Source organism: Leptolyngbya sp. AS-A5, assembly GCF_039962495.1.
GTDB lineage: Bacteria > Cyanobacteriota > Cyanobacteriia > Leptolyngbyales > Leptolyngbyaceae > Leptolyngbya.
On sequence record NZ_JAMPLL010000003.1, the window covers coordinates 273,628 to 297,238 of the forward strand.

The 23,611-nt window shown below is 47.1% G+C and carries 22 protein-coding genes; 13 read left to right on the plus strand and 9 right to left on the minus strand.

What is annotated here, in order from left to right:
• Nucleotides 1-91 precede the first annotated feature (91 nt).
• A complete protein-coding gene (locus tag NC980_RS05925; protein WP_190377847.1) occupies nt 92-790 on the minus strand; it encodes a glutathione binding-like protein in 699 nt (232 codons plus the stop codon).
• Nucleotides 791-894: 104 nt separating this feature from the next.
• Between NC980_RS05925 and moaA the strand changes: the two genes are divergently transcribed.
• The 3 genes from moaA to ilvC all read left to right on the plus strand — a co-directional run bounded on the left by moaA (nt 895) and on the right by ilvC (nt 4,492).
• Nucleotides 895-1,881, plus strand: coding sequence for a GTP 3',8-cyclase MoaA (gene moaA / locus NC980_RS05930; protein ID WP_190377848.1), 987 nt, complete (start codon nt 895-897; stop codon nt 1,879-1,881).
• Between the two features lie 66 nt (nt 1,882-1,947).
• Nucleotides 1,948-3,426, plus strand: a complete 1,479-nt coding sequence (locus tag NC980_RS05935; RefSeq protein WP_190377849.1) for a DEAD/DEAH box helicase family protein — start codon at nt 1,948-1,950, stop codon at nt 3,424-3,426.
• Between the two features lie 70 nt (nt 3,427-3,496).
• Nucleotides 3,497-4,492 (plus strand): ketol-acid reductoisomerase, encoded by a 996-nt coding sequence (gene ilvC, locus NC980_RS05940; RefSeq protein WP_190377850.1) that lies wholly within the window; start codon nt 3,497-3,499, stop codon nt 4,490-4,492.
• Here the strand turns inward: ilvC and NC980_RS05945 are convergent, their stop codons facing one another.
• The gene (locus NC980_RS05945) at nt 4,493-4,714 is read right to left on the minus strand and encodes a hypothetical protein (RefSeq protein ID WP_190377851.1); all 222 of its coding nucleotides are present in this window, start codon (nt 4,712-4,714) and stop codon (nt 4,493-4,495) included.
• Nucleotides 4,715-4,771: 57 nt separating this feature from the next.
• Between NC980_RS05945 and pip the strand changes: the two genes are divergently transcribed.
• Together pip and NC980_RS05955 are read left to right on the plus strand one after the other, a co-directional pair.
• Nucleotides 4,772-5,722, plus strand: a complete 951-nt coding sequence (gene pip / locus NC980_RS05950; RefSeq protein ID WP_190377852.1) for a prolyl aminopeptidase — start codon at nt 4,772-4,774, stop codon at nt 5,720-5,722.
• 255 nt (nt 5,723-5,977) lie between these two features.
• Entirely contained in the window at nt 5,978-6,277 is a 300-nt protein-coding gene (locus NC980_RS05955; protein ID WP_190377853.1) for a ferredoxin, read from the plus strand.
• Nucleotides 6,278-6,613: 336 nt separating this feature from the next.
• On the opposite strand, the gene NC980_RS05960 is transcribed toward NC980_RS05955, so the two are convergent.
• Nucleotides 6,614-7,996, minus strand: a complete 1,383-nt coding sequence (locus NC980_RS05960) for a serine/threonine-protein kinase (RefSeq protein WP_190377854.1) — start codon at nt 7,994-7,996, stop codon at nt 6,614-6,616.
• Between the two features lie 33 nt (nt 7,997-8,029).
• Complete coding sequence (locus tag NC980_RS05965; protein WP_190377855.1) at nt 8,030-11,314, minus strand: hypothetical protein; 3,285 nt, start codon at nt 11,312-11,314, stop codon at nt 8,030-8,032.
• Between the two features lie 314 nt (nt 11,315-11,628).
• Here NC980_RS05965 and NC980_RS05970 point away from each other — a divergent pair, with 314 nt between their 5' ends.
• The 3 genes from NC980_RS05970 (at nt 11,629) to NC980_RS05980 (ending at nt 16,148) form a co-directional block, all read left to right on the plus strand.
• Nucleotides 11,629-12,615 carry a hypothetical protein gene (locus tag NC980_RS05970; protein WP_348253909.1) on the plus strand — a complete coding sequence of 329 codons (987 nt, stop codon included), beginning with the start codon at nt 11,629-11,631 and terminating at the stop codon, nt 12,613-12,615.
• Nucleotides 12,616-12,719: 104 nt separating this feature from the next.
• Nucleotides 12,720-15,626, plus strand: a complete 2,907-nt coding sequence (locus tag NC980_RS05975; protein ID WP_190377857.1) for a tubulin-like doman-containing protein — start codon at nt 12,720-12,722, stop codon at nt 15,624-15,626.
• 183 nt (nt 15,627-15,809) lie between these two features.
• Complete coding sequence (locus NC980_RS05980) at nt 15,810-16,148, plus strand: DUF4359 domain-containing protein (protein ID WP_190377859.1); 339 nt, start codon at nt 15,810-15,812, stop codon at nt 16,146-16,148.
• A 39-nt stretch (nt 16,149-16,187) separates the two neighbouring features.
• Here NC980_RS05980 and NC980_RS05985 read toward each other — a convergent pair whose 3' ends face one another.
• Entirely contained in the window at nt 16,188-16,676 is a 489-nt protein-coding gene (locus NC980_RS05985; RefSeq protein ID WP_190377860.1) for a WbuC family cupin fold metalloprotein, read from the minus strand.
• A gap of 39 nt (nt 16,677-16,715) precedes the next feature.
• Between NC980_RS05985 and NC980_RS05990 the strand changes: the two genes are divergently transcribed.
• Nucleotides 16,716-17,126 (plus strand): gamma-glutamylcyclotransferase family protein, encoded by a 411-nt coding sequence (locus NC980_RS05990; RefSeq protein WP_190377861.1) that lies wholly within the window; start codon nt 16,716-16,718, stop codon nt 17,124-17,126.
• 44 nt (nt 17,127-17,170) lie between these two features.
• Here the strand turns inward: NC980_RS05990 and NC980_RS05995 are convergent, their stop codons facing one another.
• The 3 genes from NC980_RS05995 to NC980_RS06005 form a co-directional block, all read right to left on the minus strand.
• Nucleotides 17,171-17,686: a zf-HC2 domain-containing protein gene (locus tag NC980_RS05995; protein WP_190377862.1), complete on the minus strand. Its 516-nt coding sequence runs from the start codon at nt 17,684-17,686 to the stop codon at nt 17,171-17,173.
• Between the two features lie 182 nt (nt 17,687-17,868).
• Nucleotides 17,869-18,528 carry a sigma-70 family RNA polymerase sigma factor gene (locus NC980_RS06000; RefSeq protein ID WP_190377863.1) on the minus strand — a complete coding sequence of 220 codons (660 nt, stop codon included), beginning with the start codon at nt 18,526-18,528 and terminating at the stop codon, nt 17,869-17,871.
• Nucleotides 18,529-18,677: 149 nt separating this feature from the next.
• Complete coding sequence (locus tag NC980_RS06005) at nt 18,678-18,824, minus strand: hypothetical protein (protein WP_190377864.1); 147 nt, start codon at nt 18,822-18,824, stop codon at nt 18,678-18,680.
• A gap of 278 nt (nt 18,825-19,102) precedes the next feature.
• Here NC980_RS06005 and NC980_RS06010 point away from each other — a divergent pair, with 278 nt between their 5' ends.
• Both NC980_RS06010 and NC980_RS06015 read left to right on the plus strand, forming a co-directional pair.
• The gene (locus NC980_RS06010) at nt 19,103-19,672 is read left to right on the plus strand and encodes a L,D-transpeptidase (RefSeq protein ID WP_190377865.1); all 570 of its coding nucleotides are present in this window, start codon (nt 19,103-19,105) and stop codon (nt 19,670-19,672) included.
• 22 nt (nt 19,673-19,694) lie between these two features.
• Nucleotides 19,695-20,162 (plus strand): NUDIX hydrolase, encoded by a 468-nt coding sequence (locus NC980_RS06015; protein WP_190377866.1) that lies wholly within the window; start codon nt 19,695-19,697, stop codon nt 20,160-20,162.
• 55 nt (nt 20,163-20,217) lie between these two features.
• Here the strand turns inward: NC980_RS06015 and NC980_RS06020 are convergent, their stop codons facing one another.
• The gene (locus NC980_RS06020) at nt 20,218-20,763 is read right to left on the minus strand and encodes a late competence development ComFB family protein (protein WP_190377867.1); all 546 of its coding nucleotides are present in this window, start codon (nt 20,761-20,763) and stop codon (nt 20,218-20,220) included.
• A 357-nt stretch (nt 20,764-21,120) separates the two neighbouring features.
• On the opposite strand from NC980_RS06020, the gene NC980_RS06025 reads away from it, so the two are divergent.
• Complete coding sequence (locus NC980_RS06025; RefSeq protein WP_190377868.1) at nt 21,121-22,308, plus strand: glycosyltransferase family 4 protein; 1,188 nt, start codon at nt 21,121-21,123, stop codon at nt 22,306-22,308.
• A 524-nt stretch (nt 22,309-22,832) separates the two neighbouring features.
• Nucleotides 22,833-23,564 (plus strand): porin family protein, encoded by a 732-nt coding sequence (locus NC980_RS06030; RefSeq protein WP_242027061.1) that lies wholly within the window; start codon nt 22,833-22,835, stop codon nt 23,562-23,564.
• Nucleotides 23,565-23,611: the final 47 nt, after the last annotated feature.

Below are 23,611 nucleotides of genomic sequence, written 5' to 3' on the forward strand. Positions count from 1 at the left end.
TAAATACTAAAAAAAGGATGAAGTCAAATGGCTTCATCCTTTTTTCGTTTCGATTGTCTAGCGATGAGCAATTTTTGGGGAATGATTCGGTTTAATGTTTCACGGTTCCCGCCGATTGATTGAACAATAATTCTCGCGCCTGATCCGGACTAATTTGTTCTGCTTTGAATGCTTCCGCTTTCTCGTAGGCTCGAATGGTTGCTGGACGGGCTTGAATCGCCTCAAACCAACGCTTTAAATTCGGAAAATCTTCGAGTTTCTGTCCCTGCCGCTCATATGGAACAATCCACGGATAACAAGCGATGTCCGCGATCGAATACTCACCCGCCACATATTCTCGATCGCTCAGTCGCTTATTCAACACGGCATACAATCGCCCCGTTTCATTCACGTACCGATCGATCGCATAAGGAATTTTCTCTGGCGCATATTGGCTAAAGTGATGATTTTGTCCCGCCATTGGGCCTAAGCCGCCCATTTGCCAAAATAACCATTGCAGCACCTCAGTCCGACCCCGCAAATCTGAGGGAATGAGTTGTCCTGTTTTTTCGGCAAGATATAACAAAATTCCGCCCGATTCAAAGACCGAGATCGGATCACCACCGCCTGTGGGATCGCGATCGACGATCGCAGGAATTCGGTTATTCGGAGCAATTTTCAGAAAGTCTGGCTGAAACTGATCCCCTTTACCAATGTTGATTGGCACAAGATTGTAGGATAATCCCACTTCTTCGAGAAACATCGTGATTTTGTGTCCGTTTGGCGTTGTCCAATAATAAAGATCGAGCATAATGACTCCGATAACTAATGCCTAAATTCTAGAAACTCCCTGAATTCTAGAAACTCTATGTCAAAAGTTTTGATGCTCCGGAGCGAATCCGGCAGAATGGAAATATGAATCAAGTGGATTATTTGCGGATTAGCTTAGTCGATCGCTGTAACTTTCGATGTCTGTACTGTATGCCTGAAGGCAGCGATCTTGAATATGTATTGCAGCAAGACTTACTCACTCAAGAAGAATTAACCACGCTGCTGAGAGAAGTTTTTATTCCGGTTGGGTTTACTCGATTTCGATTAACGGGTGGAGAACCGTTGATTCGTCCGGGAGTGGTGGACATTGTGAGAACGATCGCGCAATTTCCCGAAACGCAAGATCTATCGATGACGACGAATGCGTTTTTGCTCGAATCGATGGCGCAAGATCTTTATGACGCTGGTTTGAGACGAATTAATATCAGTCTCGATTCGCTAGAGCCAGAAACCTTCGACCGCATCATTGGCAATCGCGGTCGATCTCGCTGGCAACAAGTTTGGAGCGGAATTCAAACCGCTTACCGGATTGGATTTAATCCGCTTAAATTAAACGTCGTGGTGATTCCGGGCGTCAATGATCATGAGGTGCTTGACTTGGCAGCATTGAGCGTCGATCGCGAATGGCACGTTCGATTTATTGAATTCATGCCGATCGGAAACGGTGAATTATTTAACGATCAAGGTTGGATTGACTCAGAAACCATTCGTCAACAGATTCGGAAATGCTGGGGACTCACTGAAGCAAACGTCAGAGGAAATGGCCCCGCAGATGTATTTAAGATTCCAGGAGCAAAAGGAACATTAGGATTTATTAGTCAGATGTCAGAATGTTTTTGCGATCGCTGCAATCGAATGCGCCTCTCCGCCGATGGCTGGCTCCGTCCTTGCTTGCTGAATGAGATCGGACAAATTGATCTCAGAACCCAACTGCGATCGGGCGTTTCAACCAGAGAACTCTGTCAACAAGTGAGCGAACTACTCGGACTAAAGCCAGAGATTAACTACAAGCAGCGTCAATCTGGAACCACTGGAAAATATCACCGCACCATGTCACAGATTGGCGGCTAAACATTTGGTTTTTTCACCTGAACTCGGTAGGATGAGCAATAGGGTTAAACGACAGATGTACTAATCATGCCGAGAATGCCTTGTCTGTCATACGATCGCGGAACGCTGATTCTGCACCCGCCACCCAGAGGGAAAGCTTGGGTCGAGTTTGCGGTGTGGGACGATCGCATCGAGAAATTTCGCATTCCGGCAAATCAATATCGGGTATTAGTTCTAGCGCTGCGATCGGAAGGAACCGAAATCGACGATCGCGCCAAAGGATTCGACGCGATCGAGCTTGTGTCCTCGGTCGAAATGGAGCCTTATCCACATCAGAAAGAAGCACTCGCAGCCTGGAAAAATGCAGGACGATTGGGGGTTGTCGTCTTACCCACTGCCGCAGGTAAAACCTACCTCGCACAACTAGCGATTCAATCCACGCAGCGCAGTACCTTGATCATGGTTCCAACGCTGGACTTGATGCACCAGTGGTACGCCAACTTATGCGCGGCATTTCCTGATATTGAAATTGGCTTGCTGGGGGGTGGATCACGCGATCGTACTCCCATTTTGATCGCAACTTACGATAGTGCTGCAATCAACGCCGAAACACTAGGCAATCAATATGCGCTGCTGGTTTTTGATGAATGCCATCACTTGCCGAGTAGCTTTAATCGAGTCATTGCAGAGTACGCGATCGCACCCTACCGATTAGGACTAACGGCAACGCCTGAGCGATCCGATGGGAAACACGAAGATCTAAAACTATTAATCGGTGAAGAAGTTTACAGGAAAACAGCAGAAGAATTATCCGGATCAGCACTCGCAAAACACGAAGCGATTCAGATTAAAGTATCACTTTCCAAACACGAACGCGAACGCTACGATCAACTCATTCAAATTCGTAACACCTTTCTAAAAGAATCAAATATTTACCTTAGTAATGCTCAAGGCTGGCAGCGATTTGTGCAGGCGAGTGCACGATCGACCGCCGGACGCAGAGCGATGTTAGCTCACCGAGAAGCAAAATCGATCGCATTCGGAACCGAAGGAAAATTACGAGTTCTCGCCGATCTGCTTGCCCGTCACTACCCGGAGCGCACCTTAATTTTTACCGACGATAACGCCACCGTTTACCGCATCTCTCAGGATTTGCTAATCCCCGCAATCACGCATCAAACGCCTGTGAAGGAACGTCATGAGATTCTGACTAAATTTAAGCAAGGGGAATATCGATCGCTCGTTGCCTCCCGCGTCCTCAATGAAGGCGTGGATGTCCCCGATGCCAGTATCGCGATCGTGCTTTCAGGCACCGGATCAGCGCGAGAATACATTCAGCGCATGGGACGCATTCTGCGAAAAAGCAAAGATCCCACCAAACTCGCAATCCTGTATGAAGTTGTGGCAGAAGACACCAACGAAGAAGGAGTTTCCAGACGACGCAACCCGACACAAAAAACCAAACCACGATCGCCCGCTCGTCAACTCGAATTAGTCCCTTACTCAGCCCCGCCCACCGTGATTCCACGCGCCGCAGAAGGCGAAGCAAATTACGACGATTGGTAATTCACATTTTCTGATAAGATTAACGGTTCTGACCCCTCATTAATCGACTTGCTGGAAGGAGACTTTTCATATGGCTCGGATGTATTATGACGCTGATGCCAACTTAGATTTACTTGCGGGCAAAACGATCGCAATTATCGGTTACGGTTCTCAAGGACACGCACACGCCCTCAACCTGAAAGACAGCGGCATGAACGTCATCGTCGGGCTGTATCCAGGGAGTAAGTCTGCGACTAAAGCGAAAGAAGCGGGCTTAACGGTTCACTCCGTTGCAGATGCCGCGAAAGCTGCGGATCTGATCATGATTCTGCTCCCCGATGAAGTGCAGAAGAGCGTTTACAAAAACGAAATTGCGCCAAACTTGAGCGCGGGAAATGTGCTGCTGTTCGCACACGGCTTTAACATTCATTTTGGTCAGGTTGTGCCCCCGGCTGATGTCGATGTGGTGATGGTTGCGCCCAAAGGCCCAGGACATCTCGTGCGTCGCACCTACCAGCAAGGTCAAGGCGTTCCGGCTCTGTTTGCGGTGTATCAAGACGCAACCGGACAGGCTCGCGATCGTGCAATGGCATATGCAAAAGGGATCGGCGGCACTCGCGCTGGCATTTTGGAAACCACCTTCCGCGAAGAAACCGAAACCGATTTGTTCGGCGAACAAGTGGTTCTCTGCGGTGGCTTGAGCGCATTGATCAAAGCGGGATTTGAAACCCTGGTTGATGCTGGATATCAGCCAGAGCTTGCTTACTTTGAATGCCTGCACGAAGTCAAACTCATCGTCGATCTGATCGTCGAAGAAGGGTTGGCAGGAATGCGCGACAGCATTTCTAACACGGCAGAATACGGCGATCTCACTCGTGGCCCTCGGATTGTCAACGATTCCACTCGCGCTGAGATGAAGAAGATTCTCAACGAAATCCAAACCGGACAGTTTGCGCGGGAATTTGTGCTGGAAAATCAGTCGGGTAAAGCTGGATTTACAGCAATGCGCCGACGTGAGGCAGAACACCCGATCGAAGAAGTCGGCAAAGACCTGCGATCGATGTTTAGCTGGCTGAAGAAAGTCTAATTAGTCTTTAGCTTTATTCACATCCCTCACCGCTTCTTCAGTGCGACGGTGGGGGTTTGTTTTGGGTTGCCAACTGGGAAAAGCATTCACCAAGAGTTGATCGATCGTGGTTCTCGCTTGAAGGCTATAACGCCCAACTTCAGACGGCAAAAACTGATCGCCAAATCCAACAAAAACGATACTAAACAACACTAAAAACTCAACTGGAATCTTATTACGCATAGAGTTGAAACTGCGGGAAACTATCATGATCTACAGTTAGTTATCCCAAGAACTAAAATGCGTCATCTTTATCCTGCGATCGAGCCTTACCAGTCGGGGATGCTGCCCGTCTCCGACCTGCATACGATCTACTACGAGCAGAGCGGCAACCCCAACGGAAAACCTGTTGTCTTTCTGCATGGTGGGCCTGGCGGTGGCACCATTTCAATCTATCGACAGTATTTCGACCCGGAGAAATGGCGGATTATCCTGTTTGATCAGCGCGGAGCCGGAAGAAGCACACCCCACGCTGAACTGAGGGAAAACACAACCTGGGATCTCGTCGGTGACATTGAGAAACTCCGATCGCACCTCCAAATCGATCGCTGGGTCGTCTTTGGCGGCAGTTGGGGCAGCACTTTATCGCTCGCCTATAGCCAAACGCATCCCAATCGCTGTCTTGGCTTAATCCTGCGCGGCATCTTCTTACTCCGACGTAAAGAGATCCTTTGGTTCTATCAAGAAGGCGCAAGCTGGATTTTTCCCGATGCTTGGGAGCAGTATCTCGCGCCCATTCCACCCGAAGAACGCGACGATATGGTTTCGGCGTATTACCGACGGTTGACCAGCGATGATGCAGAAATTCGGGCGATCGCCGCAAAAGCCTGGTCGGTTTGGGAAGGCAGCACCAGCCGATTAATTGTTGATCCAAACTTGCAGAGTAAGTTTGCTCAAGATGACTTTGCAGAAGCGTTTGCGCGAATTGAGTGTCACTACTTTATCAATCGCGGCTTTTTTGAAACCGATGAGCAACTGCTGCAAAACTGCGATCGTATCGCTCACATTCCCACCGTAATTGTGCAAGGACGCTACGATGTCGTTTGTCCGATGGCTTCAGCTTGGGATTTACACCAGGCGCTACCCAAGGCAGAATTTATCGTCGTTCCCGATGCAGGGCACTCGATGATGGAGACAGGAATTCTTAGTGCCTTAGTCGATGCTACCGATAGATTTGGGGAAAATCGCTAACGCAAATGATTAGGGTAACGGATTGTAACTCTCGATTGCGCCCGATAGATCGTCCTATAAGTATAAGTAGATTAAATCATGCTGATTTATTAGGAATCGCGTTCATCGATCCCCCTAAATCGCGGATTTAACGTTTAAGTTTTCCCGTAGTATCAGAATTGAAAAGAACTTAGGCATCTCAGCATTGATTGAGAAAACTTAAGTCTCAAATTTTCCGGCAGTTTTGCCGCTTCTATTACTAGAGAGGATCACCGAATGCCTACTTACCAGGTCAGGTTAATCAACGAAGCCGAAGGGCTGGACACGACGATCGAGGTTCCCGATGATGAGTACATTCTAGATGCGGCTGAAGAAGCAGGTCTGGATTTGCCGTACTCCTGCCGTGCGGGTGCTTGCTCGACTTGTGCAGGCAAAATCACTGAAGGTGAAATCGATCAATCCGATCAATCGTTCTTGGATGATGACCAGATTGAAGCTGGATATGTGCTGACTTGCGTGGCTTACCCGCGCTCGAACTGCACGATCCTGACCCATCAGGAAGACGCGCTTTATTAATTCTCCGACAGGGAGATGATTCGCTTCTCACTCTCTGTCTTGAAACGTTCTTGCAGCAGAAACCCCGATCGGGGTTTCTGCTTTGTTGTTTGGAGTGGGTTGGGAATTTTCGCTTCGTTGTCGGCAGCTTGTACCCCCTAAATCCCCACAGGTGACAGGATAGTTTCAGCCACTAGATCAAGGAAATTTCTCAAGCAACATCGATGAATTACCCGACTTCTACCCGTCCTGATTCAGTCACGATCGATCGGAAGAGATTAATACCCTGGAAACCGTGCGACGGCAACTCAAGACAATTGGCAACTCAATTAGAAAACAGTTTAGAAAACGGCAAGGTCAGTTCTTCTTAATCGGTAGATTTAACCACTTGCTTAACACTTGTACAAGCCAGTCTAATTCTGGAGGAGTCAAATATTCGGTAATATTGTCTCCACCTCCCAATGAAAACTTCTTTGTACCTGCCCAAATGTTAATTTGTGGCGGAATCCTAATTGTTCCACCTTCACTATCGGACTTGTGCGAAACGCTGGTCAGCTCAATTTGTTTGATGTCTTGTCGATCGCCGATCGTCGGAGAGGTATGTATTCCCAGTAGCTCCATCCTGCGAGAAATCTTTGAGTCGGTAATTTGCAATCTAACTTTGCCAAACCAATCAAACAAGATGCGCCAAATCATCCACATACCCGCGCTGAGATGACCGAGCGCAAATGCTGCCATCACCCATCCTCCAGAAGCCCAAATCGCAACTGCGCCGCTGTACCACACCACTAGAAACGAATTCCATACAATTGCAAATCCGATGAGCGGAATTAGTCTTGCATGAAATCCACGCGCTGGAATTAAAATTTCTAGCTGCTGCCGAGACTGCCTGACTTGAACTTTGCTTCCGGTTGGTTTCGCGATCGCTAAGCGACTGTTTTGTTGCGAGGTTTCTAATGCTTGTAAGGCTTGCTGTGCCGATCGCGCTCTTAAATCTAAGCTGGGTTCCGTTAACCATTTCAGCCAGTCCACGAATGCAGGACTGAGAGTCACGCGATCATCAAACAAAATCCTTAATTCACGCTGCGGTAATTGATCCGGATGCTGTCCGGTTGCAAGATAGATCAGCGTTGCACCCAAGGCATAAAGATCCGAAGCCGGAACAGTCTGCCCGCCGAACTGTTCTGGCGGCATATAACCATACGTTCCAACGATCGTGCGTGTTCCAGCCTGAAGCGCCGTTTGCACAGAACCAAAATCAATCAGATAAACCTGTCCGGAGCTATTTCCAGTACGATCGCTCAATAGAATGTTACTCGGCTTCAAATCGCGATGTACAACCGGAGGCTGACGGCTGTGCAGATAGTCCAGAATGTTTAATAGTTCTTTAGCGATCGCTTTTAGTTCCGCTTCGCTAAACGTGCGCCCGGACTGTACCCAATCTTGCAGCGATCGAGCTTCGATGTAAGTCTGAACAATAGCAAACCCTGTCTCAGTCTCAAAGCCATCGAGATATCGAGGAATGGCGGGATGATCGATCGCTTGTAAAACGGCTGCCTCCCGCTCAAATAGCTTCAAATCATCCCAGGTAAAATCGGGCGCAAACAGTAATAGCTTGATCACCACTGATGTCGCGGTTTGTAAATCAGTCGCTAAAAATGTTCTGCGCCCAGTCTGACGACTCAGCAGCGATTGAATCTGATAACGATCGTGTAGAACTTTTCCAATCAGTTGATCCATTGCACTATCAATAGCTTATTCATTGCCGATAGCTTATTCGTTGCGCCCCAGGATGTATTGAAATACTTGCTTGATGATGCGATCGCGCCTTTCAATCATACTGCCCTCAAGCGGAGTGTTCTTTAACAGATGAAAATAATTGCAGATATTTTTGAAATGCGTCGAAAGGTGCCCATTGTAGCGCCGCTGCTCCAGAATCGTCTCAGAGCCACTATGTTCTCCACCATGCAACGCATCTAGAAGATACCAAATCTGCTTCCATTGGGTCTCAGCCTCTTCAGGGTTCTCCGGTAGCAGTAGAACTTTGCAAACCGCAGCAAACACCTTACCCAAGTCAGCAAACTGCGTTAATCGGTGTGGATATAAACCTTGAATTAGCGCTTCTCGATCCAGGATTGGATCATCAAGTTCTAGCTTACGATCGAGATACAAGCGATCGCCCTCAAGCTCAGGCCAAACCCCATCACCGGCGGTTGCCCAAGCATAAGTAAATAGCTTTTCCGCGTTTCGTACCTTCTTCTTAAGCTGTGCGGGTTGATCTCGCTCCTCGCAGAGTTCCAGCATTCCCATTGGAAACAACAACAGTGCCGAATGAGTGCCTAGTAGATGAATCATATCTCTATTGCCCAGCCAGACTTCGCGCTCTATTTTAAGCAACGATAAATCAAGCCGAAGAATGCGTGAATCCTTGTTTGGCTCGTTTTCTTCATCTTGAGCTTTACTTTCTTCGATAAAAGGCAACATCTGTATCTGAACGTTGCCATACTCTTCATAGTATTTCAGCCCAGTCTTGGTCTTTCGTTTATGTTTTGTCACTCTCCCACCATTGTCTTTGATTGTCTGATAGCATTGCTGACCGAGCGAAGAGTAACAAATCAGCGCATGATCAATCAATCGACGCGCCCAATCTGTGCATTCTTGAAAGGTGATCGAGGCAAGCTTAGAAGAGGAACTAGGGTGGTTACTATCGCGTAGGTATGCCAGCATAAGATAGCACCAACTCTGGTAAGCGGACCAATAGCTGTATTCTGATGTTGCACCATCCTGAGCCGCGTATATCCGCGCCTTCTCCAGCAGTCGAATCGGTAGAGTGAGGTTATCCCACTGGCGACCGTCACTAGGTACGGAGACAGACGCAAAAATGTATAGCTTGGCGCGATGAGCATTAATTTTTGATAGCAGATAACAGAAGGGATGAAAGTTACTTTGTGAGAATTCATCGAGGACATGATATTTCCTCAGTCGGTCATGAACATGCCTTTCTGCTTTATCCAGTGCATTGTAAGCACGGCGAACTGCCTCAAAGCGACCCGAATCCGGAAAATAGTCTCGATCGTCTAGATCAGCCAGATTGTAGTACCGATAGCGGCATAATTGATATTTTGCAAGCTGTGCATCTGATAGAAAACCATTGTCTATGTGAGGCTTGAGGACATCGAGATAGCATTTGCCAACGCGGTATAGTCCTTCCATCAAATAGGCACGGGCGATCGCAAGATGGGCATCATACGCAATCAGGCTCCAAGGCTTCTTTGGTTCTTGCTCTTTGAATTCAAACTGGCGATTGCGACTGCGGTATCGACCTGCGTAAAAAACAGTGCGATCGAGGTGAGCTTCCATTGCTCTCAGCGAAAAGGGGTAGAGTTCCAGGTAAGATTTTGCTTGTTTGAGGGCTTGTGATTCTAGAACGCGATTGCATAATTCAGTAATGTATCGCTCTGCATCAATTCCAGCTTCTTTAATGGCTCTTAATCGAGCATAAAGTGCTGCGTTAGCTGTGACTTCAATCAAATCAAATCCACAAAACTCACCGTGAGAAAGCTCTAGATCCTGCACCACTTGTTCATAGGGTTTCTGGTTGTCAATGGCAGCTTTAATATCTGGCTCTTTGCAGAGTCTGACGTGATTTTGTGACCAAACGGGATTGTAGCCATTCTGCCCGATCACTTCGTTAATCCGTAGCCGCTCTTGAGCGATCGGAAAATATTTCTTCTCCTGCAAAACGGGTATTCCCGATAATAAAACCGAATTAATCGCTGAGGTGATTAGTGAGATTAAGCTGCCTACGCCTCTCACTTCTTCAAAGAAATCAAATCTTTGCTCAGAAATTTGATTATCAGCACTAGAATTCGGATTCGGAAAGGGGGGTTTGTAGTTGTTTGGCAGTTTTACATAGAAATGGACAACGACTTTGTAGGCGAATTGCCTTTCTAGACCATTCACTTCATCCTCATTTTCTGGGCTGTCCAATAGCTCCGGGTTGAGGAGACCACTCAGCTTATCTTTGGTTTTGAAATAGAGCGGCAGGGGTCGGATTTTCTCGACCGTGTAGTGCTTGATATAGATAGGAAACTCATCGGTTAGAATTTCGTTTTCAAACACAGAGCGAATCAAATGTTCGACAAAGGATTGAGGCAGACATCTATCCGCGATCTTAGATTGCTCTTTATTGGGATGCTGTTTTTTATTCAGTAGCGACTCTACCTGGCGAAAGCCGCATTGAAATGAGACCCGACTAATCTCTCGTTCAATTTTGCGAACTAGCTTATCAATCACTTCCCCCTGCTTCTCTGAATTCGGACGCTGGCGAAAATGCTCTTCAACGAATGTTTGAACCCGCTTTTTGACCAATCGCCGGACTGGGCTTTCCTGGTCTTTATCGACATCCTTATCCGAGGCTATTAAACTCCGAACATCGCTACGCACAGATTGATAGAAATCCTGCGTCATCCGATAGAACCGAATCGCTTCATCGTCGCTCAGTCCTTGTACCGGATCAGTCATGTTCTCGACCAGTTGTTTCATCAAAACATCACTGGGACGAATGGGAAGCTTGAGCCGCGATCGTTCCTCGATCGAGAGTTGTGAAAACTTAGATAAGGCTTTTCGCTTTTCAGCACGAGTTAGAATTTTGGGAACTTGTCCACTCAGGTGTTCTGGGTCTTGTTTAGCCCAGTACGCTTGAATGCTTTCTAAGATCTCAACCAGCTTGCCAAGGGTTAATGCGGGAAGCTTATAGTCAGTCGGTTTCTCATCTTGATAAAGCTCTGGAAGTACAGTTCTAAGCACTCGACGCACAAAGATGCGATTGTCTTTTTGACCCCATTGCGCTGCAATTAAGCTTTCATTTGGCTTACCTGGCTTGTCATGAGGTTGAGTGTCCGATCGCTTCAATCCTAAGTCAGTTAAACTATTGAGCAAGTATTCGTAGACTGCTTTATCTCGTTCTTGATCGGCTGAGCTTCGACGGGTTGCAGACTGTGTTTGGTCTGGCATTTGATCATTTTGATAAGCATCACCTGAGTATCGAGTTGCCATCTTGAACCCTCCTATCGATCGGGTTGTACGTTGATGGCTTAATTGTCTGTTCAAAATGTTCGATTATTCTGTATTTTATCTATCCATATTGAACAGATTGACAGACTAAGATATTGATTCTAGCTTAGTCTTGAAACAAGAAGAACACCCCAAGTCGTTGAATGAATCAACTCAGGGTGCCGAAAAACCTACCTCTATTTTGTCACATGAATATCTCCTCACTCACTAGAATGCAGAGGCTTACGTCTCTTGTATTCGCAGCGGCGTTATTGTTCAGTATTTTCGTTCCTTCCGTTCAAGCTCAAGACCGTTCGATGCTTCGCTTCGAGCCAAGTGCGTCAAACTTTTGCTCGAATCAAACTTCTAACCGTAAGGTGACTCGCGCAATGATGGCTCAAATTATGGGGTCTACTGTTGATTGGAATCAGTTTCAGCCTGTCAAGGTTGCCGATGTTCCCAAGTCGCATCCGAATGATAGGCAGATTCAAAAAGCGATCGCGCTCGGTTGGATGAGCGTCGATCAAAAGAATGGACGGTTTTATCCTAATCGTCTGCTGAGAAGAGACGAAGGATTTGCAATTCTAAGTCAAACTCAGGGGGTTCCTGAGCGTCCCGCTTCTAAGCGTTTAGGAAATTGGACTGATCGTAATTTCCAACTTGCTAAGGCTCAAGGCATTGTTAATCTTGACCGCGGCGATCGTCCGAAAGACCTAATGCTCCAACAGGATCTTTGTTATGGCTTAAAGAAACTCGGACTCATTCCAACTGAGGCTCCGTCTGTTTCTGGGAGCAGACCTAATCCTCCTTGGACAACGGCGGGTTTAGTCGGCAGTGCATTTGTAGTTGGCACGATCGGACTCTGGCTCCTTTTCCGCAAACCCCCAAAACGGACTTCCTTTCCGCGATCGCTTGTATCGCCAACCACGATGCCCGACACAGTTAAATGCTTGCTGGTGACAGAGGAATGCAGCGCGGGGAGAAAAGACGGAACACGGATTGCGGATGAGAAGATTTTTACGTTTCCGGCTTCTTTCGGCGATCGCACCTGCACTTATGTGGTGAAATCGCTGCCCAATGTCAAAGGTCAAATTTTTGAGATTACAAACTCACAAGGCAATCTGTATCTGATGCCATATTCGCAGAAAGCTTTGACCTGCAACGGGATCTCTGTACCACCACAGGGTTTGCCGCTAGATAAATACACACCCTCGCATGTTCAATATCAACGCATCTGCTGGCGGATTCAGCCCTTATGCGATCTGCCTACCCGGAAAATTTCATCGGCTTACTTTGCACAGTAATTGCTTGATACATCATCGCTTGGAGAAACTGGACAAGCTGGAACAAGATTTGTGATCAATTTGTACAGCTTCTCCGTTACTTTCTGAATTTTTGGAGAGCATTAATGAGATCTACCCTTGTGCTTACAGTTGGAACCACGCCGGGAAGCGTGGGCATTGATATCCATCGGCGAATTCAGCATGAACTCGATCGCTTACAACAGCAGGATTCAGTTCTATTGAAACAGCGCGTCGCCTTTTTGAAGAAGATTCGACTCTTAGCGATCGACATCGACGCAACTCATACTTATCCCTGTCACGTCCCGCTGCATAATACCGTTCGCAGCTTGCAGCCCGATCAGATCCTGCACTGCAAACTGCCAAATGAAGACCTGCTAAAAAGCATTGAACTCGGTCGCCGCTCTGGTCATGCTGAATTAGAACACTACGAGAATCTCAATCCTCATAGCACTCGCGCTTTGAGAGGAGCCGCAAACGCCGCAGGTGGCAATCGCCCAAACGGGTACGCCGCTGTGAAAGTGAATCAAGAAGCGATCAAGGAGCGGTTGCAGCGGGGATTCCAAGCGGCTCGACTCGAACAATCCGTCGATCGAGGTGATGAGCCGATGCGAGTCATTCTGGTGGCTTCAACTTTCGGCGGCTTTGCCAGCGGTAGTCTGCATCTGCTGGAACAACTGGTGTTAGAGATTGCTGAAAGCATGAACCTTGAAATCGACTTAACCTGCATTTTGATGATTCCGGGAGGTTCCACCGTTGCAAAAGACATCGAGAACAGTCGAGCTAATACTGTTGCCGTCTTCAAAGATCGGGCTGCAATTGCGACTGAGTACCATGTACATCGTCAACGAGTCGCAGGCAAAGTAGGGCTAGAAACGGTTTGCTCAAAACCCGTGAGAACAATCCTGATTTCAGATACCAATCATGCCCCGAATGCTCAAGGCTTAAAGGTTGAAAGTCTAATCAGCATGGTTTCGGAACTGATTCTAACGTTGGAAACAACCCCGATCGGTGCAAGACTCGCGGCTCAATCGGTTGATTTTGAAACTCGATCGAGAGAACTAACACTCGCTGGAGAGCCAAAATTTGCATCAAGCATTGGGCTTGCAACGATTGATCTAGGTCGAGATCGCTTGGAAGCTTACAGTAAGCTGCGGTTGTCGGTGGCATTTATCGATCGATTTCTCTATCCTTTAGCAATTCCTCAGATAGAAGAAAGCGTTCTATCGTTTCTAGTGCAGCAACGGCTTTTAGTGGGACAGGGACAGCGGGACTTGCTCGATCGACTGTTAGACGAAATCGCTCCGTCGGGCTGCCCGTTAACAATACAGCGAATGATCGGACTGCTTGAACAATCGCTACAATCGCTTCCCGATACTGCACAGTTAACTCAGGGCACTACAGCGGCTCAGCTTGCGTTTCGACAGGCATTGCAGCCATATGATGATCTAAATCAGGTCTTTGAGGAGCGACGATCGACTGTGCTGCAAAGCTGTAAAGTTCAGCTTGAGCAAAAAACAACGGATTGGATTCAAGATTCAGAGAAAGGGCTTTGTGCAATTCGACAGTTTCTAGAGCAATTGTTGAAATGGCTCGATCGCATTCAAACCGAAGCAGGCGAAGACATTGTGCGATTTGATGATGAGGTGAATCAATGCCAAGAGTGCCTAGATTCGTTTGCAGCACAAGTGCCGGAGTGTTTAGAGGAGATTGAACGGAAACGACAAGCACCATTCTATCGATTCCGTAGCGCCCACATTGAACAGGAGATTGCATCACAGCTACAACCCTGGAACTCAGCGCGAAGCAATGCTTTCAATCGATACTATTCGGCTGTGATCTCTAGAGTGGCTCATCTTGCTAGCGTTGAAACCTTAGCGCAACTGCAACAGATTGTCAGTCATTTACTCAATCAAATTGAACAATCAGAGCGATCGATTGCAGACTCGCGAACACCACTCACCTTTGAGCAACAGCGCCTCATTCATTATCGTCCTGAGTTTGAATGCCCCAATGGTCTCTGTCTTCATGAGACAGAATCAGACTTAAGCCGAGGGTATCAGCGCATTTTGCCAGAGGTGGGAGAAGCTTGCGCGATCGGACGATTGATCAATCCACTGCTCAATCAGTCTCAATTGCTGCCTTTTCTTGCTGATCCGATCGCGTTCAAAACTCAATTGCTACTGCAAGCTGAAGCTACCTTGCAGCCGCAGCTTTCTGGATTGCACGTTGTGACAGAGCTTTATCACCGATTTCCACAAGAGACAGAGTTAGGCAGAGTGCTAAAACAACTCGATCGACAATCCTTCGAGTTTATTGAACTCAAAGGAAGCTGTAACCAAGAGAATGGGACATTTGTGATTCGCTTACTTGGAATCGATAAAGCTTATCAAAGAAATGTACCACAGTTACTCAATTGGTACAGTAGCCGAGAACGAGGGTATCAAGACATCGACACAGGCGACCCAGATAAGATTATCTTTCTTCAGTATCGAGCCGTATTGCCTTATAGTCATTGGGCGCACTATCCGATCGCAGTTCAGAACTATCACCAAATTGCTGAGGCAACATATTTTGAGAAGTTTCATTCGATCGTTGGAGCGCGGAATCTGCCTTTTCCCGGACAAGATCTCACGATCGAGCAAACTGAAATTGCTGTGATTTACGCTTGGATTTTAGGACGCATTCAACTCCATCCGATTCATCGCTATGTTATTAAGGCGGCGCAACACACTATTTCTCTAGAAGATAGCCGCAAGCTGCTTTGCAGCAGAATTGGCTATCAATGCTTAGTCGATCTGATCAGTCACTTTAACTGTCTTTACCAAGCCTATCCTGCAAAAATCTACGAGCGCCTCAATCACTTGCGCTCGGTGCGTCAAGAAGCAATTACACCGCTCGATCCGCTCGAAACAGAGATTGCCGCTTATCTCAGCGAGGACATCGATCGTGAACTATGGAAGCGATTGGATTGGTGGCGCAACAATACGATCGCAGTGCAGGAACTCTCATGACCGCTTTACTATTGGGCTTCAGTCTAGGAAGCGCGATCGCGCTTTGGCTTGTAGTTGCTTGGCATCATTCAACCCCGATTAGACTCCAGCCTCCCCGGATAACGAGATCGACTGTTCGCAACCGTTCAAAGTCTCGACGTAACTCTTCACGCCGCTAAACTTTATTGCAGGAGGATTGTTATCATGGCTCAGATGTTTGTACCGCAATCTTCACCTCCCAATCGCCCCTGGGGAATTTATATTGCTGCTGCACTAGCAGTGTTAACAGTATTAGGACTTACAAATCCCGATCAAGAGGCTTGTAGTCATTACGCTGCTGAAAAGCTCAAGAACAAGATTTGTGAACAGGAATCAGTGGCTGGAATGTTTTGTTCGGTGATTATACCTCTACCAAATGCTGTGACTGCTTCAGGAACTTCATTGCATACCTACCGCAAAAACTATCTGTTGCTCAGCATCTATCGTACAAAGTTCATAGATACAGAAGTTCAGACCATTGGAATTGCAGGACAGTGTTTTTGATACTTACAATGTTTTGCTTACAATGTTTTGGTAGAACAATTAGGCAAAATAGCCCTGCCAAGTTTGTATCCATTGCTTTGCGTCGGGCGTATTCTCCAACGGAAATTGCGGCAAAAAGTCTTTATCGTCCATTGGCACATAAGGCCCTTCTTTCAATTCAAACATCACGGTGTCTGGCTCTAATGCAATCAGTGTATGGAACATTCCCTCTCCAAGTTCTACCCCTCGCGTCGTGCCCGTTGCGCTAATTTTTTCGGTGTGAATGACACTGCCCGATTGGTTTAAAATCAAAATCCCGATCGCGCCTTGTAGCACCAAAAAGAACTCAAATCCGTCTGCATCTGCCGGACGGACATGGCGATGGGGACGCACATAAGTTCCGGGTTGCAGCACATTTAGAAATCGCTGCACTCGATCGTGATGTTCATGAAAGTTGTGATTCTTGCGCTGACGCGGACTAGAGCGGGCTTGTTCGGCGATCGAGTCCATCAACGGCTGCGTTAAGCGCTTAATCGGTAATTCAGTCATAGGGGTAAATAAAATTAACAAAATCGCTTTGGTGTTGCAATGCAGTCTATCAATGTATTCGTCTATGGCACGTTAAAACCTGATGAAACGAGCTACTTTCTCTGTAGAGATTCCGTAATTTCCGCAGTTCCTGCGATCGTTCGCGCAGCTCTTTATCATTTACCGCTTGGCTATCCCGCGATCGTTCCTGGAAACGCTGCGACTTACGGCTATCTTCTAAGTTTTAACGATCGCGCCATTCTAGAAATTCTCGACGATTACGAACAGCACGACCCTGAAACGATCGCCCTGTTTGGTTTAGACAATAATTATGACCGCAAGGAGATCGAAGTTTTTGCTCTCAACGGTGATTTTATCGGGTTAGCTTGGGCGTATGTCATGACTCTAGATCAAGTCGATCGTCTAGACGGGATTCCAGCCCCTGATGGCATTTGGCAATCAAAAAAATAGCTCGTAGTGCGACCACTACGAGCAGAGAAATTCATCAAATCTTTCTAGTTGCGTTGTTTTGAAGTATCAGCAGCTTTGATCGATACCACTGGACGATCGAGCGCCACCATCATTCCGCCTGTTACTTCTGAAGCGGGTTGCTGTTGTGCTTGTACCGTTGGCTGTTGAGGCGGATTCACTTTGGCAAATTGAGCCTGACGCACACTAAACAGCGAAACTGCACCCATAAAGGCAGCCGCTATTGCCGCACCCCCCCACACCCAGCGGAGCTTCGGACGACGATCGACTTTTGCCAACACCTGATCCACCGTTGTTTCAACAGGTTGAGACGGCGCTGGAGCCGGCATCGAGCGGAAAGCCTGACGAAGCTTCAGTAAGCGGGCATGTAGCTGTTGGACAGAGGCATCGGTAGATAACCATTCTTCAACCTGTTTGCGCTCGCTGGCAGTAACTTCCCCATCTAAATAGGCGCTGAGTAACTCAAAGCGATCGCGGGCGTTTAACTGTGAATCAGGCAAAGGTTGCATAGCGTTATTGAGCGAATCAAAATTGGAGTTCATCGAGGGTCACTATCAATGAGGTAAGACATTGAGTTGAGAATGCCTGCAAGATATGAAATCAGTGTAATCAACCACTCCTCAAAGCACAATTCTCATTTTGGGTTACGTCTAGAAGCATAATATCTACGTCTAGAAGCATAATATCAAAGTCAATTTGAAGACTGTATCGTCGCTTGGCGGGTTTAATGTCCGTCAAGATACTGCTGGAGTTGGGACTGGAGGCGATGACGCGCTCTTGCAATCCGTGATTTTACGGTTCCAAGTGAAACTCCGGTCAGTTCAGCGATTTCTTCATACGCCATTCCTTCGATTTCGCGTAGGACGATCGTCGTGCGAAATACTTCGGGCAGGTCAGCAATCGCTTCATTTAGCTGATCGTAAAATTCCCGCGTCGTCAAATCTTCATCCGGCCCTGGGGTCGCTGAGGCGATTTCCCAATCCATTTCACCGTCCTCGACCGATAGCGGCGCGTCGAGTGACAGCGGAGAAGCATTGCGCTTGCGTTTGCGAAGCTCATCGTAAAACAGATTCGTGGCAATTCGGCTGAGCCAGCCCCGAAACTTCACCGGTTCATTCAGTCGGGTAATGTTGCGATAGACGCGAATCCAGACCTCTTGCGCGAGGTCGGCGCGGTCTTGCCAATCCGGAGCGAGATGATACAAAACTTTATCGACATGAGACTGATACCGCCGCATGAGTTCCGAAAACACGGCTTTCTCTGGGCGATGTCCGGTCTGACACTGCAACACTAAATCGTAATTAGAGAGTTTTTCTGCTTGCACTGGACTCTGAAGAACCTTTGGCTCGATCGATGACCAGGATACAGGAAGGGACTGACTCATGGGCGGATAACGGTATGTTTGACGTTCCGCTATAGATGACAGCACACGGGTTGAAAAAGTTCCTTCGAGTTTAAGGGCGCGATCGAATGGTCTTATCTAGGATATCTCGTGCCCGTTCTTACTGGAGAGTTCCTGCAATAGAAATACGCCTAAGGCTGGTCAATCCAAACGCGAGCGAGGTGATAGGTTTGCTCCTGCATGGAATCTTTTATTTGTGTTGCAGTCGGAATTGACCAGTTTTGCAGGCAGCTCAGTGAAAAAGTAATTACGATCGCCAAAAAAAACTTTTCTTTCATCACTCCGTCCTCCTCTAAACCGAAACACCACACTCCCAGCATTGTAGATTCCGAATCGCAGATTGAACCATTGTCAAGTGCTACTTCATCTAACCATGGTTATAGTTTCTCAAATTCACCGCCCGTCCGGTTGAGTGAAATTATCGCCGTAATAACTACGTTGACATTTTGACAGTGGTATACCTGTGATGTAGGTCTACTTGCGTCTAGAGATTCAAGGCTTACAGTCGGGGTTCCGGGCAAAATAAGAAAATTGTGGCAGTTTGAATGAAGAAGTAATGGCGACAAAGGTTCAAAATTCGTCTCTTGCTAGAGCCTTAACGACGATTTGCGTTCTTACGGGCTGCGCGATCGCGCTTCTGCAATTGCAGCGCCTTCCAGCGATCTCAATGCCTCAAATTGAGCTACCAAATTTTCAAGTGAGCGTGACTCCGACTCCAGAGCCATCCCCCGTGATTGAAAGAGAATTAGTTGTAGATTTAAGCGATCGTAAAGTCCGGTTGTATGAACAGAAGAAATTAGAAGCAACTTATTCGATTGCGATCGGACAGGAGGGCTGGGAAACTCCGACAGGCACCTTTAAAGTGCAGCAAATGTACGAGAATCCCGCATGGCAACATCCAATTACAGGGGAAAAGATTGCGCCCGGACACAAAGATAATCCGCTCGGTCAGCGCTGGATCGGATTCACATCGCAGGGTAAACTGCTGATTGGTTTTCACGGAACGACAGATTATTCCTTGCTAGGGCAAGCCGTTTCGCATGGCTGTCTCAGAATGAGGAATGCTGATGTTGTTGCGCTATACAAACAGGTACAGATTGGAACTCTGGTCGTCGTTAAGCCTTAATTATTTGTATGAAACTATTTGTATGAAACACCGAATTCGAGCGGCTGGTTTAGTGGTGCAGGAAGATGAGATTCTATTAGTTGCTCATAAATGCCCCAAAACTGGACGCACAATCTGGATTCCTCCCGGTGGCGGCATTGAGCGGGAAGACGAGTCGATTTTTGCCTGTGCCGCTCGTGAAATCTTTGAAGAAACTGGACTGACCGCCAGCTTGTCGCGCATTGCTTACCTGCGAGAGTTTTACGACAGTGAATCAGATGTTCGCAGTTGTGAGTTTTTCTGCATGGTCGATCACTTCTCCGGTACGCTCACGCTCGAACACCTCCCCCCAACTTCGCCTGATTCTGATTGGATTACAGAACTCCGCTGGTTTAAGCGAATTGAGCTAGATCAAGTTACTGTGTATCCAGAGGAATTACGCGATCGATTCTGGCAGGATCTAGCCGCAGGCTTCCCGATGGTTCATTATCTCGGATTACAATCTCGATAAAAAAGGGGCGTTCTGCCCCTTTAACCTCATGAAAAATATCTAACGATAGAAATATCTAACGATGTGGCTCTGGCTCGAAACTGGGAGCATACGCCTGCAAAAGACTGCCCACTTGAGTGAGAATCTCATCTTTCGAGCTTTTGCCGAGAATCTGACGTTCTGGGAAGAAATCAGGCTTATCAAGATTTTTCGCGATCGCTTCTCCAACTCGCTGCGAAATCATTCCTTGTAAATCTTCTTTAGCGTGTTGCCGTTGATAGTTCGCGCCTTCTTCAGTCGTAGCGTAAAGCGGCGGTAAACGGTTCAACGCATAAGCGGCAATATCACCTAAATCTAAGGTGCGATCGCTAGTCGCTTCAATTTCTGCAACCCGTGCGATCGCCTCCGTTAAGACCAATTCTTCCATGACGTTAATAAACTGCTTACGGGGAACGGCAACCACTTCTCCAGTCAGGAGCGCTCCCATCAATCGATCCAACGCCATATACTCTTCGATCGACAGTTCCGAGGCGGTGTCGCAGATACGCCCAACTTCGGCTTCCATCGCGGGGGTCAAATAGCCATCCTGAAGGGCTTGATCAACGATTTTTTCAATGCTCATATCGCCTCTTTCAACTCCATCGCAGCGGATTGTTTATCGATTTCCTCTGCATCATTTTGCCCTAGTTTGCGTACACAGGAACACTCTGATGAAAGCTTATTGTAGCAGTACAAAAATAAAGGATTGTGGCTGAATCTTTAGTGTTTTTTAATACGACAATTCATTCAGGATCGATCAAGTCTACGACCTCACACTGAGTCTATTTTTTAGCATAAAGTTTTATCAATCTCGAAAAAACAGACTGATAGAATCAGGATTCCATCTTTAAGAGGTTCCATATCTAACACTTGGGCGCTGGTGAAGGAAAGGACTCAAAGCAAGTACAAACATACCGCTGGTAAAAGGGCGTTAAGAGCGATGAAGATTTTGGTGCTGACTTGGGAATTTCCACCCCGCATCGTGGGCGGCATTGCTCGCCATGTTGGAGAACTTTACCCAGAGTTGGTGAAACTGGGGCATCAAATTGTATTGATTACCGTGGAGTTTGGACTGGCACCTCATTTTGAGGTTGTGGAGGGAGTCCAAGTTCATCGAGTCGCCGTAGCAAAACATGAAGATTTTTTTCAATGGGTCTGTGCCATGAACGACAGCATGGGACAGCACGGCGGTAAATTAATCCTAGAAGAAGGCGGCTTTGATGCCATTCATGCTCATGACTGGCTGGTGAGCGATGCGGCGATCGCATTAAAACATCACTTTAAAGTGCCACTTGTGGCAACCATTCATGCTACAGAACGTGGACGGCATGGTGGAATTTTTAACTCAACGCAGCATTATGTTCACGGAAAGGAGCGGTTGTTAACTCACGAAGCGTGGCGAATTATTGTTTGCACAAACTTTATGCGGCGAGAAGTTGAGCAAACCCTCGCGGCACCGTGGGACAAAATTGATGTCGTCTACAATGGCATCCGGCGCGAGAAAAAACAGCTTGACCCGGATTTCGACTATTGGGAGTTTCGGCGGCGTTTTGCGGTCGATCAGGAGAAAATTGTCTATTACGTCGGCAGGATGACGCATGAGAAAGGGGTTTCTGGCTTGATTCAGGCGGCTCCGAAGATCCTACATGAGATGAATCAGCGCGTGAAATTCGTTTTTATTGGGGGTGGACACACAGAACATCTCAAGCAGCAGGCGAAAGAACTCGGAATTTGGAGACATTGCTTCTTCGCTGGATTTATGCCGGATCAAGACCTCGATCGCTTTCAGACGATTGCAGATTGTGCGGTTTTCCCAAGTTTGTATGAACCCTTCGGAATTGTGGCGCTCGAAAGCTTTGCAGCGCGAGTGCCCGTTGTTGTTTCCGATGCAGGGGGATTTCCTGAAGTTGTGCGGCATGGCAGGACTGGAATTGTGACTTGGGTGAGTAACTCAGAGTCGATCGCTTGGGGAATTCTGGAAATATTGAAGCGTCCAGAGTTTGCGCGATCGCTGGTGCAGAACGCCTATGAAGATTTAGCCCGGCGGTTTGATTGGAGCAAGCTGGCACAGCAAACTGAAGCCGTGTATGGGCGCGTCCTGCACGAACGGGCAGAGGTAGATTGGTAGAATTCACGCCGTAGTTTCATGTCAGCGAAAAGTCCCTTTATTTTGCAGAGCGATCGGCTCGGAACTTTTGATTCTGCTGCTGCATCTATAAATTGTGTAGCGACCCTGTTTGAGTTGTGAACGCTAAAAGGAGTAGGGGGTTGAAAAAGAAACGACACCCCACGCCCCATTTCACAACTGATTAGGATGACTATAGCCGCGCTCTTTACAAATGACCTCTTTCGGAAACCTAAAAGATATTGCTTCTGAAAATTCTAGTTAATAATGTGTAGTTATTCTCAGCCTTTTGGGTTAGATACTTCTTGATTTAACGAGACGGAAAACCGAACTTTAACGCTAATTTTCACACCTAAAAATCATTTTCTTAGAGGCATTTTCTTTGACAAAATTGCAAAGAATGCCTCTTTTTTACTGTTTTGTAAAGAGAGATAAATGACAACATTTATGATGTGACACTTATAGAACAGACCATCGTTTAAGATGATTTGAAATCCCGCAAGATATACCAGAGATATGAGAAACCAATGCGATTTATTGCTGGTTCCTCCAGAAGTAATCTCAAGTTTTTGACTGATCAAGCTGGAACTATTTCTAAAGATATAGAACTCCTAACCAATTCAAAAACCTCTGAAACTCTGGGAACACATCAAGCACTTCTTACGACATTGAAAGTAAGAATTGAAGGCAATAAACCTCAACTAAAGTTCTTCGTCACGCTAGGAAAAGTTATGAAACTCTCTCTCAAATCGGTAGCAACTCTTTCTGCTCTTTCTGCCCTTGCTTTGTCTCCTTTGTTCTTCGCAGGTTCTGCTTCTGCCCAATCTGTTCGCTTCGACGGAAGCTATGTTGGAGCTGGGGTTGGCGGCAGTGTGACCAGCGGCGGAGTCAGTAATGACGAAGCAGTATTTGGTGGAAACATTCAAGGTCGATTTGCAATTCCAAATGCGCCTGTTTCTGTTCGTGGTTCCGTTATGTTCAACGGCGACAACAGCGCGGTTATTCCTTCGCTGACCTATGATCTTCCTGTTTCTAGAAACACGAACGTCTATCTAGGTGCTGGCTACGGTTTTGTGCAAAAAGACGGTCAAACTTCTCAAATTGGCAACAAAGATTCTGCCGTTATTTCAGCAGGTGTTGAATCAGAAGTTGCAAAAGGCGTTGTTGTTTATAGCGATGCGAAATATGGCATCAACGCTTATCAAGGAAGCGGCAATGGTTCGCTGAGCATTGTTGGTGGTGTAGGTCTGCGATTCTAGTTTCTTGAATTGCAATCTGAACACAATTTGCTTAGCGTTTTGTTGAA

What these genes read in the sequence shown, in the direction of transcription:
- NC980_RS05925 (WP_190377847.1), bottom strand. Translation starts at nt 790, where the DNA reads ATGCTCGATCTTTATTATTGGACAACGCCAAACGGACACAAAATCACG.
- moaA (WP_190377848.1), top strand. Translation starts at nt 895, where the DNA reads ATGAATCAAGTGGATTATTTGCGGATTAGCTTAGTCGATCGCTGTAAC.
- NC980_RS05935 (WP_190377849.1), top strand. Translation starts at nt 1,948, where the DNA reads ATGCCGAGAATGCCTTGTCTGTCATACGATCGCGGAACGCTGATTCTG.
- ilvC (WP_190377850.1), top strand. Translation starts at nt 3,497, where the DNA reads ATGGCTCGGATGTATTATGACGCTGATGCCAACTTAGATTTACTTGCG.
- NC980_RS05945 (WP_190377851.1), bottom strand. Translation starts at nt 4,714, where the DNA reads ATGCGTAATAAGATTCCAGTTGAGTTTTTAGTGTTGTTTAGTATCGTT.
- pip (WP_190377852.1), top strand. Translation starts at nt 4,772, where the DNA reads ATGCGTCATCTTTATCCTGCGATCGAGCCTTACCAGTCGGGGATGCTG.
- NC980_RS05955 (WP_190377853.1), top strand. Translation starts at nt 5,978, where the DNA reads ATGCCTACTTACCAGGTCAGGTTAATCAACGAAGCCGAAGGGCTGGAC.
- NC980_RS05960 (WP_190377854.1), bottom strand. Translation starts at nt 7,996, where the DNA reads ATGGATCAACTGATTGGAAAAGTTCTACACGATCGTTATCAGATTCAA.
- NC980_RS05965 (WP_190377855.1), bottom strand. Translation starts at nt 11,314, where the DNA reads ATGGCAACTCGATACTCAGGTGATGCTTATCAAAATGATCAAATGCCA.
- NC980_RS05970 (WP_348253909.1), top strand. Translation starts at nt 11,629, where the DNA reads ATGCTTCGCTTCGAGCCAAGTGCGTCAAACTTTTGCTCGAATCAAACT.
- NC980_RS05975 (WP_190377857.1), top strand. Translation starts at nt 12,720, where the DNA reads ATGAGATCTACCCTTGTGCTTACAGTTGGAACCACGCCGGGAAGCGTG.
- NC980_RS05980 (WP_190377859.1), top strand. Translation starts at nt 15,810, where the DNA reads ATGGCTCAGATGTTTGTACCGCAATCTTCACCTCCCAATCGCCCCTGG.
- NC980_RS05985 (WP_190377860.1), bottom strand. Translation starts at nt 16,676, where the DNA reads ATGACTGAATTACCGATTAAGCGCTTAACGCAGCCGTTGATGGACTCG.
- NC980_RS05990 (WP_190377861.1), top strand. Translation starts at nt 16,716, where the DNA reads ATGCAGTCTATCAATGTATTCGTCTATGGCACGTTAAAACCTGATGAA.
- NC980_RS05995 (WP_190377862.1), bottom strand. Translation starts at nt 17,686, where the DNA reads ATGAACTCCAATTTTGATTCGCTCAATAACGCTATGCAACCTTTGCCT.
- NC980_RS06000 (WP_190377863.1), bottom strand. Translation starts at nt 18,528, where the DNA reads ATGAGTCAGTCCCTTCCTGTATCCTGGTCATCGATCGAGCCAAAGGTT.
- NC980_RS06005 (WP_190377864.1), bottom strand. Translation starts at nt 18,824, where the DNA reads ATGAAAGAAAAGTTTTTTTTGGCGATCGTAATTACTTTTTCACTGAGC.
- NC980_RS06010 (WP_190377865.1), top strand. Translation starts at nt 19,103, where the DNA reads ATGGCGACAAAGGTTCAAAATTCGTCTCTTGCTAGAGCCTTAACGACG.
- NC980_RS06015 (WP_190377866.1), top strand. Translation starts at nt 19,695, where the DNA reads ATGAAACACCGAATTCGAGCGGCTGGTTTAGTGGTGCAGGAAGATGAG.
- NC980_RS06020 (WP_190377867.1), bottom strand. Translation starts at nt 20,763, where the DNA reads ATGAGCATTGAAAAAATCGTTGATCAAGCCCTTCAGGATGGCTATTTG.
- NC980_RS06025 (WP_190377868.1), top strand. Translation starts at nt 21,121, where the DNA reads ATGAAGATTTTGGTGCTGACTTGGGAATTTCCACCCCGCATCGTGGGC.
- NC980_RS06030 (WP_242027061.1), top strand. Translation starts at nt 22,833, where the DNA reads ATGCGATTTATTGCTGGTTCCTCCAGAAGTAATCTCAAGTTTTTGACT.